Raw genomic sequence first — 16040 nt, 5'->3', positions numbered from 1 at the left:
TATTATTTTGGATAAACTTACTCTATTTTTTTAAAAATCTTAGAGCATCAAATCAAATTTATAAGGAAAGCTTCTTTGATATTATACTAGTCTACTGTTAAATTGGTATTAAATTTTCAAAGGGAGTATCATTTTGTGATGGGTGAACATTGTAATTGTAACCTTTTTTTTAATTTGATCCTTCGATTTCAATAACCTAAAACACAATGAGCAAAAAAGAAAAGAGCTCTGCTAGTTCACGCAGAGATTTTATGAAAACTTCAGCTACTGCCTTAGCTGGATTTTATATAGTACCAAGACATGTATTGGGAGGGCCAGGGTTTATAGCTCCTAGCGATAAATTAAGAGTTGCCAGTGTAGGTGTAGGAGGAATGGGAGGCGGAGACGTGAGAGGAATTTTCAGTACAGGAAAAGTAGACATGGTTGCTCTTTGCGATGTGGATGATACCCGAGCAAAGGCAAGTAGAGATGCCCATCCTAAAGCAGCTTATTACAAAGATTACAGAGTAATGTTGGAAAAAGAAGCTTCAAATATTGATGCTGTTTCTGTTTCGACACCAGATCACATGCATGCTGTGATTGCCATGATGGCAATGAAAATGGGAAAACATGTCTATGTTCAAAAGCCATTATCCCATGATATTTATGAAGCTAGAATGCTTACAGAAGCTGCAGAAAAATACAAAGTAGTTACCCAAATGGGAAATCAGGGTTCTTCTGGAGATGGAGTAAGGAAAATGGTAGAATGGTACAACGCCGGTTTAATTGGAGAAGCTACCAAAGTTTATACCTGGACAAATAGACCAGTTTGGCCACAAGGAATTAAATGGCCTGATCAACCAGTAACCCCTCCTGCTGATTTGGATTGGGATAAATGGTTGGGCACTGCCCCATACAAGGATTATGTTGGAAACCTTGTTCCGTTTAACTGGAGAGGCTGGTGGGATTATGGCACAGGAGCTTTAGGAGATATGGCTTGTCATATTATGGAGCCTCCATTCAGAGTTTTAGGCTTAGGATATCCTAAATCAGCAGAAGCTTCTGTAGGTTCTGTTTATGTTGGAGAATTCCAGCGCGGATATTTCCCGGAAAGCTGTCCACCTTCTTCCCATATCACTTTAAGATTTGATAGACCAGGAAAAGAAGACTTGGAATTCCACTGGATGGACGGTGGTATTCAACCTACAAGACCTGAAGAATTAGAGCCAAATGAGCAAATGGGCGATGGTGGCAATGGAGTAATTATAGAAGGAACTGAGGGTAAAATGATGTGCTCCACTTATGGCATCAACCCACAATTACTTCCTACTTCAAGAACCAAGGACATCAATGTTCCAGAAACATTATATAGGGTTCCTGGTGGTGATGGTGGTCACTATGCCAACTGGGTGGAAGCTTGTATCGGAGGTTATGGTTCAAAGGAATATGATTTATTGAGTTCTCCTTTCTCAGTAGCTGGACCTTTGACAGAGTCAGTTTTGATGGGGAATTTAGCTATCAGAAGTTATGATTACAGATTAGCTAGAGATGGAGATTCTAACCAGTTTGATTACCCAGGAAGAGGCATTAAACTTGTTTGGGATGGTGAAAATATGAAGATCACTAATTTTGAACCAGCCAATCAATTTGTGAAACGAACCTATAGAGAAGGTTATTCTCTTTAAAAAATGAAGGCTTTGAGAATTATCTCAAAGCCTTTTTTTATTGGATTACTTCCAGTTCTACTCTTCTGTTTTTTGATCTTCCCGCTTCGGTAGCATTAGAAGCCAAAGGTCGGGTTCCACCCCAGCCAGATATTCTTAAATTCTCGAATTCAACTCCCTTTTCTACCAAATAATCTCTGACACTTTTTGCGCGTTCCAAAGAAAGACCTTTGTTCAAGCCAGGATCACCGACTGCATCCGTATGCCCATTGATCCGAAGTTTTACATTGGGGTTTTGTAAAAGAAAAGCTGCCAGTTCAGAAAGAGATTCTTCTGTTTGCCCACCCTCAAGCTCTGCCGTTCCTCTCTTAAAGTTCACATTTTCAAGTAAAACTACGCTTCCAGCTTCCAACTTTGTAAGCAAAACCACTGTTTTATCATTTCTATTTAACTCACTTAATTTCAATTTCTTAGGAAAGAAACCTTCTGATATCACTTTAATCTCATCCACGTTCTCTTCTTCAAGTGTTGAAATCAAAATTGAATCAGAATTAGAAAGCTTTATCTCATCTGAACCTGTGAAAAAGCTAAGGTTAAAATCCAATTGCTTTTTATTCTTTGCATCGATGACAAGCCAAGAAATTGGCATCTCTTTACTAGGAGATTCACTTGAATTAGCCAAATTTTCCAATTGGCTTAATTGAATTTCAGGCTTACCTATCGATGTGTTAGGATATAAGGAAGTAATTTTTACTTCAGTTTGAGGAGTTTGGGCTGGTACTGGAGCAACTGCCTTTTTTGGGGGAGAAATCGCTGGTGGTGCCGGTGAGAATTCTGTTGGAATTTCCAATGGTATTGGAGTTTCAAAGGTCATCAAATCAGCAAAACCATCACTGTTCATAGTGCTGGACCAAACGACTTCCTCATCACTTATGAAAGTCACAGAAACTTCAGATCCATTGGAACTGATTTGCTCCCATTTTTCAGGTTTGCTCCATTCCTTCCAACCCTCACCTGTCTTTTTGGAGATAAAAATATCTTTTCCAGACGCTCCTTGATGCATATTAGAAGCAAAATACAACATTTGGGTGCTAGGATTAAAGTAAGGGCTCATCTCCTGCCCTTTGGTATTAATAGCAGACCCAATATTAACAGGCTTGGACCAATCGATTATTCCGATTTTTTCACTGACATAAATATCCTCATTACCATAGGTATCAGCTCCTTTTCCAGAGATAAAAATCAGTTTACCTCCTTTTGCAACTCTTCCAAGAAGTTGGCCTTGCAGCTCTTCCAAGCCCTCAAAATTCACTTGCCTCAAGAAATTCCAGTCTTTTCCGAATTTGGAATATTGATACAATCCATTCCTTCCAGAACCTTTGTGATAGACCAACAAGGTTAACACGTCTTCTAACCCTAAAGCAAAATCATAACCATCGGTACTCAAATCAGCACGATGGATGGCTTCCTCCCAGACACCTGCATCATTTTTCCGAGTCATCCAAATATCCCCGGGATCGGTCTCTCCTCCTAAGTTCATTGGATGAAAAGCACGGCTGAAAAGCAGGGTATTATCTCCAATCCAAACAGGATTTTGATCGTCCTGAGGGCTATTTGCTCCAGAAAGGGATTTTAATTGCTGAGCTTCAGTGAAGCTATAAAAGCAAAAAGCAAGCAGCATCATGCCACTTGCTTTTAGGTATGTCATTCTCTTTTTATTCATTTTTATTGACCCAATACGATGGCAAAAACCAGCGGGGCCACAATTGTTGCATCAGATTCAATAATGTACTTCGGTGTATCGATTCCTAATTTACCCCAAGTGATCTTTTCATTTGGAACAGCTCCAGAATAGGAACCATAGGAAGTAGTGGAATCTGAAATCTGACAGAAATACCCCCAAAGTGGAACATTATCTCTTTGCAAATCCTGATGCAGCATTGGAACCACGCAGATTGGGAAATCTCCTGCAATTCCCCCGCCAATCTGGAAAAATCCGATTGTACTTTCGTCAGTTGCAGTATTTGTGTACCAATCAGCCAAGAAAATCATGTATTGAATGCCACTTTTTACGGTATGCACATTTTTGATATCACCAGAAATCACGTGTCCTGCGTACATATTACCCAAGGTGGAATCTTCCCATCCTGGTACGATGATAGGAAGGTTCTTTTTGGCAGCTTCAAGTAACCAGCTGTCTTTTGGATCGATCTGATAAAACTCTTCTAGCTTTCCTGAAAGTAAAATTTTGTAGAAGAATTCATGAGGGAAATATGCTTCACCAGCTTGATCAGCTTTTTCCCACTCTTCCAAAATCACATTTTCGATCCTTCTCATTGCTTCCATTTCAGGAATACAGGTATCCGTAACCCTGTTCATATGACGCTCAACCAAATCCTGCTCTTGAGCCGGGGTTAATTCTCTGTAATTTGGAATACGCTCATAATAATCATGCGCTACCAAATTAAACACGTCTTCTTCAAGATTAGCACCTGTACAGGTAATGATCTGAACTTTGTCTTGTCGGATCATTTCGGCAAGTGAAATTCCCAATTCGGCAGTAGACATGGCACCAGCTAGGGTGACCATCATCTTGCCTCCATTGTCTAAATGGGTTTTATATCCTTCTGCAGCATCAATAAGTGCAGCGGCATTAAAATGACGGTAGTTATGTTTTAAAAATTCCGTGATCTTCATTCTTCTTTTGTTTCAATATTAAGCTTCCAAAATTACCCAAATTTTTACCACAAAAAAACCCAGCAATTGCTGGGTTATGTTTGTTCCAATGAATTAGAACTTATTTCACAGTATCAGTAGCTGATTCGTTGTATTTCTTGTTCAATCCTGTGATAACAGATTCAGTCAAATCCATCGCATCAGATGCATACCATACAGCTCCACCTCTAGTGTAAGAAAGAATGATATCGATAGAGTTATCAGCAGCATATTGCTTCAAATAATCCTGAACCTTAGTATAAACTTCATTGTAAAGATTCGCTTCGTCTACAGAAAGCTCTTGCATCAAGTTATCTCTGTAAGTGATTAAGTTCTGCTGCTTCTTACCAAGCTCATCTTGCTTAGCCAAAGCCTGATTTTGAGTCATGCTATTTGCAGACTGCTGGAAGTTTGCCACTTCTCTTTCGAATCCCTGCGCTCTGCTCTGCAATTCACCTTCGAATTTTTTACCCTTTTCGGTAATCTCTTCAGATTTCTTAACGAAGTAATCATACTTGTTAATTACAGAATCAGTATAAACAAAAGCCACTTTCAAATCTCCACTTGCAGCAGCGGCAGTAGATCCTTCTCCTTCAGTGGTTTGGGTAGCTGGTTTGTTACAGCTATAGAAAAGCACAGTTGCCAGTGTTAGCGCTCCGAACAGTTTAAATCCTTTTTTCACTTTTTATTCATTATTGTTGACAAGGGCGCAAATATAAAGAAAGTATTGATTTTGCAAGGGCAACTTGTATTTCCTAGGGTTAATTTCAGTTAATCTCTTCAAAAATATATTTCCTGAGCCAATCTATATACCTGAGCATGAGCTTCAATAATATCTCGAATCATTGGAGAATATCCACCACCCATGCAGCACATTATTGGTACTTCAAGTGATTTTGCAAGTTCCAAAACCGTTTTATCCCTAGTTTTCACACCTTCCAAACTAACAGAAAGTCTCCCTAGTTTATCGGATTTTAAAATATCTACTCCCGATTGATACAAAATAAAGTCGGGCGTAAATGAGCCTAGAATCAAATCTAGACTTTCATTTAATTTTTTTAAATAAGCTTCATCCTCAATCTTATCGGGTAAGCCTACGTCTAAATCAGACTTTTCTTTATGCATAGGATAATTGGATTTTCCATGCATACTGAATGTGAAAACTTCCGGCTTATCTTGAAAGATACTTGCAGTACCATTTCCCTGATGCACATCCAAATCTATAATCAATACCTTCTTAGCGATTTGGTGATCTATCAAGTAATTAGCAGTTATCGCCAAATCATTTAACAAGCAAAAACCCTCTCCTCTATCTGCATAAGCATGGTGGGTCCCGCCAGCTATATTCATTCCCACACCAAATTCCTTTGCATATAAAGCAGCTTGTATGGAACCTGACATGATATGAACTTCCCTTTTAACTAGACCTTCACTTAAAGGAAATCCGGTCTTTCTTATTTCACTTTTGGATAAAGTAAGATTTTTAAGTTTCTCCCAATATCCGGAATCATGGGTATTCAGAATCCATTTCTCATCCATGTCCTCTGGGACGAAAAAATTGTCTTCAGTCGCGGTTCCCTCATACTTCAACTGCTCGGGAAGCAACAGGTATTTTTCCATTGGGAATCGATGTCCTTCCGGAAGTGGGTGAGCGAATATGGGTGACCAGGCAATTTTAAGCATAAAAAAACGCTTGAAATTAAACAAGCGTATTCTGGTATTGTTTTCTAAAGCTTTATCAATCCCCTTCTACGTCTTCCTCCTCAGACTGGAAGGCGTACATAGTATCGTCTAATTTTAAAGTATCATCATTGAATTCCTTGATGAATTTCTGGATCACTGAATCATCGACGTATTCTACGTTTAATGCAGCATCAACTCCGATTCCATAGTCGTGGTGCGTATCAATGTCAACAAATTCCTGAACTTTAACTGTCTCCTCTTCCTCCATTTCCATGATCATTTCAGTGATAAACCAGCCAACTTCTTCTTGCTCACTTGTCAATGGTAGCATGTTTCCATTCTCATCTTCTTCATAAGAAATGCCATTAAAATTTGGGAATTTCTTCGCTGCTTCATGTTCGGCAATTTCATATACCTCACTTGCATGATGCAACCTCAAAGTATATAAAGCAGCATCATAGATCACTTCCTTTCCCTCATACATACCTACAAAATAAAAATTCACAAATTCGTCTGAATTTTCTTCGTCAGGGATGATTTTGAAGGATTTACCTGATTTTTTTAACTCTGACTTGAGCTCTTCTATATTTTTAGGATCAAACCCAGGATTTGCAATTGACATCGTTCAAAAATTTTATAGACTATTAGTTGGTTTTATAATTTGACTCAATAGTACTAAATAGATGATTAATATACATTCTAAATCTAAACGAAAAAATGAAATCCACAATCTTTAGCGAAGAATTTGTAAAAAACATTTTGCAGTCCAAAGAAAATAAAAGCCTGGATTTCAAGCTTAAAATTACCTCCTCCTCTAAGATTGCTCGAACATTGGCTGCTATGGCAAATACAGATGGAGGAATTTTGATAATCGGTGTCAATGATCAAAAAAGAGTGATAGGAATTGATTTAGATGAAGAACGCTTTATGATTGATAAAGCAAACCAGGATTACTGCACACCCAAAGTTTCTCTTGCAATGCATGACTTTAAATGGGATGATGAAGAAACTGCTCTTTTGAAAATAGAGAAATGGATTCTAATTGTCGAAGTAAAAAAATCAGAAGGACCCAAAATATTTTGTCCCGACAAATCCGGAATCAACAGAATCTACATCCGGTTGGATGACCAAACAAGATTATTTACTGGAGTCTAGTTTGTTGCCGAAGAGTGAATTGATGATGCTCAAAACAATGGCAAATAATACAGCCCACCAAAAACCATCTACCTCAAAACCCGGAATAATCTTGGCAGCTAAAAGAAGCATGGCGGCATTGATTACCAAAAGAAAGAGACCCAAGGTGATGAGTGTTATTGGTAAGGTCAATACAATCAAAATAGGTTTGATTGTAAGATTAATCAGAATAATTACTGCGGCAAGAAGGAATCCTGTCATGAAATTATCCACATGAACCCCCGGAATCAGGAATTCAGCAATTAAGACAGAAATACCGCCTAAAAGTATTTTAACCAAGAAAGAACTAGCTGCATTTGAGTTTTCCATGAGAAAATTTAGGTTTTTTAATCAAAAAAAGGATGAAAACTGATTTTTATCATATCCTCTCCTTGTTCCCAATTAAATAAAAATAAACTTTTTTTCTTCTGAGTGCCTTATATTTGTGCAGTCAATTTTAAACCTACAGCTAGTGATTATAATTATCTTCTTTCTGTTACACTGGTATTTCTCCCTGTTTTGCCAGAGTTTCTTCCTTCACCGATACGCCGCCCACCAAATGTTTGTGATGAACAAATACTGGGAACGTTTCTTTTATCTATTCACTTGGATCTGGCAAGGGAGTTCTTACCTGTCTCCAAGAGCTTATGCGATTCTACACAGAATGCACCATGCCTATTCTGATACACCAAAGGATCCACATAGCCCCCATCATACCGAAAACCTATTTACTATGATGTGGAAGACCAAAAATATCTACAATGATTATTTTAGCTTCAAACTCACTCCCGAGGATAGATTTTCAAAAGACATCCCAGATTGGAATAAGTTTGACAAGTTTGCAGACACCATGTATATCCGAGTTGCTTGGGGATTATTGTATGTATTGATTTATGTTTTGTGCATTTCAGTTTTTGAATTGCAAGGAACACATTGGTGGATGTACTTCTTACTTCCCATCCATTTCTTGATGGGGCCAGTTCATGGTGCAATTGTAAATTGGAGTGGTCATAAATATGGCTATGCAAATTTTGACAACAACGATCAATCAAAAAATAGCTTGTTGCTAGACGTTTTGATGCTAGGAGAACTGTTCCAAAACAACCACCACAAATTACCAAATAGACCCAACTTCGCAGTCAAATGGTATGAGTTTGACCCCACCTATCCAATAGTGAAGCTATTACATGCCACGAAAATTATAAAATTAAGGACATCCTAAAAAAACACAAAAAGCCGCCTAGTAGCGGCTTTTTTTTGCATTATTCAGAGGTGGTTTCTTGGATTAATTGACTTTATCTTGGAGATATTTTAGAATTTAACTCAACTATTTTTTGCTTTTGTGAAACTAAACGAATAATTTTCTTCCGATTTAAACTTAACGCCTAAAATTTTATGAAACCATTAACTAGAGCAGAAGAGGAAATAATGCAAATCCTCTGGGATATTGAACGCGGATTCGTGAAGGATATCCTAACACCTATGACTGAGCCCAAGCCAGCCTACAATACTGTGTCCACTATTGTTAGAATTTTGGAAAGAAAAGGATTTGTAAGTCACAAGTCTTATGGAAAGAGCCATGAGTATTTCCCGATTGTCTCTAAGGATGAGTATAGAACATTCATTATCAAGAAAATGCTTGAAGGATACTTTGAGAATTCTTTTGGAAAAATGACTTCATTCTTCAAGAATGATGAAACATTAAACACTAAAGAATATCAATAAGATTATTACTCAAAAAAAACCTGACTTATTCAAGTCAGGTTTTTTTATGTCTATATCTACCAGATTAATTAATTCACATCTTTCAAAAGTTCCTCGACAGCCTTTTCTAATTGCTGATCAATTCCTTTATCGATTTTACCCGGCATATTTTTTACTTCAAACTGAGGTTTTGTTTCATTGTTCTCCAGCCATTCTCCAGCTTTATTCTTAGCAGAAATTGGAACAGCTCCCCATCTTCCTCCATCAGGTAAACCTTCCCATCCGGCAAAAGAACAGGTTCCAGGAGTCGGCATACCAACTGTTTTTCCAATCCCTAAATCAGTATAACCGCAGGCAAAACAATGCCCATCTGAATAATTTGCTTCATTAAACATTGCCAAAGTAGGTTTCGTCCATCGTGCAGTTGGTTCATATCCTACTTCTTTGGCTTCAGTGGCATAAGTCAAGAACTTTTCACCTGTAAAGAACATCGCCAAATCAGCTACCAAATCTCCCCCACCGTTAAATCTCGTGTCTACAATGACTCCTTCAGTATCATGATATTTACCCATCATTTCTTCGTAGACATTTCTATAAGGCCCATCGCTCATTCCAGGTATGTGCACATAGCCTAGTTTGCCATCGCTTAGTTTTGTAACTTCCTCTTGGTTCTTCTTTACCCATCTTTTGTAAAGCAATTGATTTTCTGCTCCCAAGGAAATCGGCTTAACAGTTATTTGTTTAGAAGTGCCTTTTGCGGGATCCAGAATATCCAACAAGGTGAACTTATCAGATTTTCTATTTAAGAATTTTGCATAATCCTGATCGGCTGCAATTGTCACCCCGTCAATCTTTTGAATGACCATACCCGGAGCAATTTCCAAATCAGATTTATCCAAAGGTCCACCAGCAATAATCTCTTTAATCTTGATTCCTTCTCCATCAAAATCATAATCCCAGAAAACACCCAAAGCAGCCGTAGCATCTGCCATTGGAATACTTCTAGAATATCTGGCGCCAGCATGGGATACATTGAGTTCTCCGATCATCTCAGAGATCATCTCAGCAAACTCATAGCTGTTTCCTATACTTGGAAGGTATTTTTCATAATCAACTTTAGCAGCCTCCCAATCCACTCCATGCATGTCAGGCGTGTAGAAAATTCCTTTTGTCCTTAACCAGATATGCTCAAACATGTATTCACGTTCAGCATTAGCATCGTATGTCATTTCTCCTGAAATCTGAACATTCTCCTTTTTCATGGATTCAGGATTGATTTTCGAAATGCTACCATTAGACAGTAGGAACAGATTCTTTTGGTCTTTATCCCATGCTAAACTTCCGTAATTAGCTCCTAATGCTATTTCCTGTTTAGTTTCTTTGGTTCGAAGATTTGTACTCCAAAGATTCATTCCCTTTTCGAAACTTGTCAAATAGTATAGCTTTTCTCCATCTTTAGATAAGACTGCATCTCCTAGATTGGAGGAGTGAATGGTAAGTCTGGCTTTTCTTTCTTCTATCCCATCCCAATCAAACTTCAAAGTTTTAACTTCCTTTTTATCTTCTTTAGCGTCTTTGTCTGTTTTGGACTTGTCATCAGAATCTTTCTTTTGAGTCTTCTCAATTTCTTTCATCAAGTCAAAATCCTCTTTCGAAAGTCTGAATTTATCCCAAGCCTCTTTGTCAAAAAACAAGGTATAAACATCATCTTGACTCTGACCACTTGTTGCATAGCTTCTCAAACCATCTCTGTTGGAAAACCAAAGCATCTGCTTTCCTTCATTCACCCAAATTGCTTGGTTATCACCATAGCCACTTTTGGTTAAATTTTTCATTGGTTCTTTTCCAGTGGCATCCAACAAAACCACTTCAGAATTTACCATCGTCGGTCTGTAAGTGGCCAGGAGCCATTTACTATCTGGCGACCAAGTAAAGTATTGATCCCCATCTCTCATGTGAAATAATTGCTCCGGAGTCAAAAGCGTCACAAGCTCTTTGGAAGCTATATCCATCACCTTCAAATATCTTCTATCCGAAACAAAAGCGATTTTCTTTCCATCAGGTGAATATTTTCCCACATAAGAATCGACTTCTTGGGAAATAAGCGGCTCTTCTTTGATCAAGGTAGACGCAAAGAAAAAAGGTTCTTCCTCACGAACTATTTTAGAAGAATAAATACTCCATTTTCCATTTCTTTCACTGGAATAGGTCACTGATTTACCATCAGGAGAAAACTCCACAAAACTCTCTTGTTCTGGAGTATTAGTGATTCTTTTGGTCAAAGAACCATCCACTGAGGTAACAAAAACCTCTCCTCTGGCAATAAATGCGATTTCTTTTCCATTTGGTGATATAGCCATTTCCCTAACGCCACCATTGATGGCAATAAATGAATCTGGATTGCTGATAGCCTGAGTCTGAATGGATACCTCTAGTTTCTTTGGAGTCTCCCCTTTTTTCATTGTGTATAATTCTCCATCATACCCAAAGCTCATCAAGCCATTTTTAGAGATGGTCAAAAATCGAACAGGGAATCCTTCGAAAGAAGTCAAAGCAGTTGCTTTACTTGGGTCGGATACCGGCATTGCAAAAACATTAAAACTGCCATTTTGCTCGCTTAAATAATAGATTTCTAACTCATCAGGTGAAAAAACCGGGTTTCTGTCTTCACCATAAAATTTGGTCAACATGGTATGAGAATTTGCCTTGGCATCATATATCCAGATGTCTCTAGCGATCCCAGATTCATGGTGCTTTCTCCATTCATTTTCCCCACCTTTTTTATCATGGTAGATAAGTTTTGAACCATCACCATTTGTCTGGACATATTCAGCTGGAATAGTCCAGATCTGATCTACTCCCCCTGCTTTCCTAGGGACTTGATACAATTCCGGTTGAGAACCTGTAGGATATTGTCTGTGCTCCGCGATATCCATCCGTGTAGCACCAAAAATCACCTGCTGATCATCAGCAGAAAAATCAAATGGTTGCTCGTCATTGGAATGGTAAGTTAACCTAGTTGCCGGACCTCCAGCTGCATCCATAATGAATACATCAAAATTGCCGTATCGATCAGAGGCAAAAGCAATCTGTCTCCCATCCTTACTCCAAACCGGTTTGTAATCATGAGCCTCGTGGAAAGTAATCTGTTTTGCATTTCCGCCAGTACTTGAGACTAAATACAGATCCCCTTTGAATGTAAAAGCTATTTGGGATCCATCGGGTGAAATAGCTGGATACCTCATCCACTTGGGAGTTTCCTGGGCATTGGCAAGACTACCAAAGGCCAAGCAAATGAAAGCTGTTAAAGAATAAACTATTGATTTCATAAATAATGAATTGGTTGCCTATAAAGTAAATAAAAATTTTGCTCCAAATTCAGAAGGATATTTTGAATGGAAACAGTTTTCTTCGACAGTTGACTTTCTTATTCTTTAAAATATCTGGATTCCATTCTTCTTTTCTTCCTTGCTTCAATCTGGAAAGCTATATTTGCCACTCGAAAAAATTAGAAGATTTAGATGAACTCATTTATAGAAGAATTACGCTGGAGAGGCATGCTTCAGGATATGACCCCTGAATTAGAAGAACATTTGTCAAAAGGAATGGCTTCTGCATACTTGGGCTTCGATCCTACTGCGGATTCTTTACATATTGGCCACTTGGTTGGCGTGATGACTTTATTGCACTTTCAAAGATCTGGGCACAAGCCTTTTGCATTAGTCGGAGGAGCCACTGGTATGATCGGTGACCCTTCTTTCAAATCGGCTGAAAGAAACCTCTTGAATAAAGAGACTTTGGATCATAACGTTTCATGCATCCAATCCCAATTGGCGAAATTTCTTGATTTTTCTGGTAGCACTACAAACAAAGCAGAGCTGGTAAACAATTATGATTGGATGTCCCAATTCAGCTTTTTGGACTTTATCAGAGATGTAGGAAAGCATATTACGGTCAACTACATGATGTCCAAAGATTCTGTCAAAAGAAGATTAGAGGATGGAAATGGGCTTTCTTTTACTGAATTCAGTTACCAATTGATTCAAGGCTACGATTTCTACCATTTGTGGAAGAATGAAAATTGCTCTATCCAATTGGGCGGTTCAGACCAGTGGGGAAATATTGTTACCGGTACAGAATTGATCAGAAGAATGGGAAGCGGCAGTGCCTATGCACTGACTGTTCCATTGATTACTAAAGCTGATGGAACCAAATTTGGTAAAACAGAAGGTGGTTCTGTGTGGCTGGATCCGGAAAAGACTTCTCCTTATGCTTTCTACCAGTTTTGGTTAAATGTATCCGATCAAGATGCTTCTAAGTATATCAGAATCTTTACCACTTTGGATAAAGAAACCATTGAGTCTTTGGAGGCTGAACATGCTGAAGCTCCTCATTTGAGAACTCTGCAGAAAGAAATCGCCAAAAATGTAACCATCATGGTTCATAGTCAGGAAGATTACGAAATGGCGGTAAAAGCCTCCGAGATCTTATTCGGAAAGTCATCTACAGAAGATCTTGCTTCATTGGATGAAAGAACCTTCCTACAAGTATTCGATGGCGTTCCTCAAGTCCAATTAAGCAAAGAGGAATATTCCTCCTTTGGATCAATACTAGACCTTTTTGGAGAAGCTACTCAAGGTGTCATTTTTGCATCAAAAGGAGAAGCAAGAAAAATGATTCAAGGTGGTGGAGTTAGTATAAACAAAGAAAAAATTGGTGATCCAAACGCAGTATTAACCAGCTCATTACTACAGGACAAATACCTTTTGGTTCAGAAGGGAAAGAAAAACTACTACATTGTAGAGGTGAAATAATTGACCAAGAGTCAGAGTATAAAAAAGGCTTTTAGATAATTCTAGAAGCCTTTTTTTTATTTTTAATTTGAAAGCAAAGTTGATTTCAAGAGGAGTTTTGACCGAAGTTTAATATCTTTGGCTAAGCTTTTAGAACTCTAATAAATCATCATGGCTGGAGAAAAAACCAACAAAGAAAAACTCATTTTAGATGCCGCTGTTTCCCTTTTTACCACCAAAGGCTTCACTGCAACCCGCATGGAAGATGTGGCAAGAAAAGCCGGAATCAGTAAAGGTCTAACCTATTTTTATTATAAGAACAAAGAGGACCTTTTTATGGCTTTGACCAAAAAGGCATTTGATCAATTTAAAGATGAATTCCGAGAGGCTTATCGAGCCAAAGGAAAGAATGGACTGGAAATGCTGAGCGATTTGGTGGTTCGAATTCCAGCCTTCGCAAAACAAAATCAAGTCTATTACGATTCTATCTTGAATTTTTTGGACTTGATGAAAAAGTATAATAATCCTGAAACTCGAGATCAGATCAATCCTTTGATTTTGGAGTCAGTCCATTTCCAAAAACTATTGGAAATCCATCATGAGCCAGCAAAAATCGGTGTGATGATGGTGAGTCAGGGAATTAAAGATGGAAGTGTCCGTCCGGAATTGCAGCCAGAAATCACATTTTATACCGTATGGAGTATGATTATTGGCTACGAGAAAATGATGGGGCCTATCGAATATGAAGGCAAAGAAATCAAAATCAACCCTTCTAACTGGCAGCCCGGTTTTCAGAAGCTTTTGCAAGACATGCTCAGAGGAACAATCCAGGCAGTTAAGCCAGTAACAGTTCAAGGGTCCTTATTTTAAAATGATGAGGTTTACAGGGCTTTTATTCATCTCTATCCTTTTTTTTTCCTGCCAGAAGAAAACTGAGGTGGATCTGATTATTCAAAACACATCAATAATTGATGTTGCTTCAGGCAAGGTTATTCCAAATCAGACAGTTCTGATCCAAGGAGATTCAATTTTTGAATTGGGTGACGATTCAATATTGGAAAAATATCAGAGTGAAAACCTAGTCAACGGTCAAGGAAAGTTTTTGATGCCAGGTCTTTGGGATAATCATGTTCATTTTGGAGGTGCAGAATATGTAGATGAAAATGAGCAGCTATTGCCCTTGTATTTAGCTTTCGGTGTCACAACAGTTAGAGATGCGGCAGGTGACATCAGTTTAGATGTATTGAAATGGAGAGATGAAATGAATGCTAGAGATAGATTAGGACCAAAAATCCTGACTTCTGGACCCAAATTGGAAGGGATCGAATCAATCTGGCCGGGTGACCTGGAAATTGGAACAGAGGAAGAGTTGGAAGCAGCGCTGGATTCATTGGAAAAGCTGAAAGTCGATTTTATTAAAATCACAGATAATACTTTAAAACCTCAGCTATTTCTAGAGGCTGTAAAAAGAGCTAGCAAACGAGGTTGGAGTGTATCAGGGCATATTCCAGCAGCTTTGACCATTGATCAGGTTTCTGTGGCAGGGCAAAAAACTGTTGAGCATCTCAGCTACCTCATGCGGATGACCACTCCTATGGAAGCTGTAATAAGCGAAGGTAGAGGAAATGGAACCATGACTGCGACTGAGGCTTCCAAACTTCAAGCTGAAACCCGAGATGATTCCTTGACTTTGGTGAAATTTAAAAAGTTGGCTTCTCAGGGTACAGGAGTAGTTCCTACCCTATTGATCAGTTCCAACATTGCCTATTTGGATGAAAATAATTTCGGAGAAGACACAATCCTGAATTATTTAGGACCACAATTGAAAGAAAGCTATCAATGGAGAATTCAGCGGATGGCAAATGATACACCTGAGGACAAGCAAAACCGAAAAAACAGTTTTGAGGCAACGGCAAGTTTGATCCCCTTGGTTAAAGAATCAGGGATGAAAATCTATGCAGGAACTGATGCAGGTTACTTGAATACTTATGATTTCCCGGGATTAGCAATCCATTTGGAGCTTCAGCAATTAGTGAAATATGGTTTGACCCCGAGAGAAGCATTAGAAGCCTCGGTAATTAATGGCCCAGAATATTTTGGGTTAGAAAAAAGTTTTGGAAGCGTTGAAATAGGTAAAAAGGCAAACCTAATTCTATTAAATGCAAACCCTCTAGAAGACATTAAGGCTACATTAACCATTCAAGACGTCATCAAAGACGGACAACTTTTAGATCGAAATAAATTAGATCAAATGCTTCTCGAAATTAAGAATTGGGTTGCTGAAAAAGAAGGAAAATAAAAAAGGATGCCAATGGCATCCTTTTACTTT

The 16040-nt window shown here is 38.4% G+C and carries 14 protein-coding genes; 7 read left to right on the top strand and 7 right to left on the bottom strand.

The features are described from left to right. Positions 1-206 precede the first annotated feature (206 nt). Positions 207-1664 carry a Gfo/Idh/MocA family protein gene (locus J0A69_RS14205; protein WP_206587272.1) on the top strand — a complete coding sequence of 486 codons (1458 nt, stop codon included), beginning with the start codon at positions 207-209 and terminating at the stop codon, positions 1662-1664. A 37-nt stretch (positions 1665-1701) separates the two neighbouring features. Here the strand turns inward: J0A69_RS14205 and J0A69_RS14200 are convergent, their stop codons facing one another. The 5 genes from J0A69_RS14200 to J0A69_RS14180 form a co-directional block, all read right to left on the bottom strand. Then, on the bottom strand, positions 1702-3351 hold the full coding sequence (locus J0A69_RS14200; protein WP_206587271.1) for an OmpA family protein: 1650 nt from the start codon (positions 3349-3351) through the stop codon (positions 1702-1704). Positions 3352-3368: 17 nt separating this feature from the next. Continuing rightward, positions 3369-4340, bottom strand: coding sequence for a deoxyhypusine synthase family protein (locus tag J0A69_RS14195; RefSeq protein WP_206587270.1), 972 nt, complete (start codon positions 4338-4340; stop codon positions 3369-3371). A 100-nt stretch (positions 4341-4440) separates the two neighbouring features. Continuing rightward, complete coding sequence (locus J0A69_RS14190; RefSeq protein WP_317194871.1) at positions 4441-5040, bottom strand: OmpH family outer membrane protein; 600 nt, start codon at positions 5038-5040, stop codon at positions 4441-4443. Between the two features lie 98 nt (positions 5041-5138). Then, entirely contained in the window at positions 5139-6041 is a 903-nt protein-coding gene (locus J0A69_RS14185; RefSeq protein ID WP_206587269.1) for a histone deacetylase family protein, read from the bottom strand. A 55-nt stretch (positions 6042-6096) separates the two neighbouring features. Continuing rightward, complete coding sequence (locus J0A69_RS14180; RefSeq protein ID WP_206587268.1) at positions 6097-6663, bottom strand: hypothetical protein; 567 nt, start codon at positions 6661-6663, stop codon at positions 6097-6099. Between the two features lie 95 nt (positions 6664-6758). Here J0A69_RS14180 and J0A69_RS14175 point away from each other — a divergent pair, with 95 nt between their 5' ends. After that, entirely contained in the window at positions 6759-7196 is a 438-nt protein-coding gene (locus tag J0A69_RS14175; RefSeq protein WP_206587267.1) for an AlbA family DNA-binding domain-containing protein, read from the top strand. Here the strand turns inward: J0A69_RS14175 and J0A69_RS14170 are convergent. After that, positions 7179-7544, bottom strand: a complete 366-nt coding sequence (locus J0A69_RS14170) for a phage holin family protein (protein ID WP_206587266.1) — start codon at positions 7542-7544, stop codon at positions 7179-7181. The two genes, J0A69_RS14175 and J0A69_RS14170, sit on opposite strands and share 18 nt — an antisense overlap. Positions 7545-7686: 142 nt before the next feature. On the opposite strand from J0A69_RS14170, the gene J0A69_RS14165 reads away from it, so the two are divergent. Together J0A69_RS14165 and J0A69_RS14160 are read left to right on the top strand one after the other, a co-directional pair. Beyond that, positions 7687-8436, top strand: coding sequence for an acyl-CoA desaturase (locus J0A69_RS14165; RefSeq protein ID WP_206587265.1), 750 nt, complete (start codon positions 7687-7689; stop codon positions 8434-8436). Positions 8437-8609: 173 nt separating this feature from the next. Beyond that, positions 8610-8939 (top strand): BlaI/MecI/CopY family transcriptional regulator, encoded by a 330-nt coding sequence (locus tag J0A69_RS14160; RefSeq protein ID WP_206587264.1) that lies wholly within the window; start codon positions 8610-8612, stop codon positions 8937-8939. 68 nt (positions 8940-9007) lie between these two features. Here the strand turns inward: J0A69_RS14160 and J0A69_RS14155 are convergent, their stop codons facing one another. Next, entirely contained in the window at positions 9008-12247 is a 3240-nt protein-coding gene (locus J0A69_RS14155) for a S41 family peptidase (RefSeq protein ID WP_206587263.1), read from the bottom strand. A gap of 192 nt (positions 12248-12439) precedes the next feature. Here J0A69_RS14155 and tyrS point away from each other — a divergent pair, with 192 nt between their 5' ends. From tyrS to J0A69_RS14140, 3 genes are all read left to right on the top strand, one after another. Further along, positions 12440-13732, top strand: coding sequence for a tyrosine--tRNA ligase (tyrS, locus tag J0A69_RS14150; RefSeq protein ID WP_206587262.1), 1293 nt, complete (start codon positions 12440-12442; stop codon positions 13730-13732). Positions 13733-13882: 150 nt separating this feature from the next. After that, positions 13883-14581 carry a TetR/AcrR family transcriptional regulator gene (locus tag J0A69_RS14145; protein WP_206587261.1) on the top strand — a complete coding sequence of 233 codons (699 nt, stop codon included), beginning with the start codon at positions 13883-13885 and terminating at the stop codon, positions 14579-14581. Between the two features lie 4 nt (positions 14582-14585). Beyond that, positions 14586-16010, top strand: coding sequence for an amidohydrolase family protein (locus tag J0A69_RS14140; RefSeq protein ID WP_206587260.1), 1425 nt, complete (start codon positions 14586-14588; stop codon positions 16008-16010). The last annotated feature ends 30 nt before the right edge of the window (positions 16011-16040 follow it).

The organism is Algoriphagus pacificus, assembly GCF_017254845.1.
In the GTDB taxonomy this organism is placed as follows: Bacteria; Bacteroidota; Bacteroidia; order Cytophagales; family Cyclobacteriaceae; genus Algoriphagus; species Algoriphagus pacificus.
The sequence above is the reverse complement of the archived record's forward strand: the minus strand, read 5'-3'. Positions and strand labels throughout refer to the sequence as shown.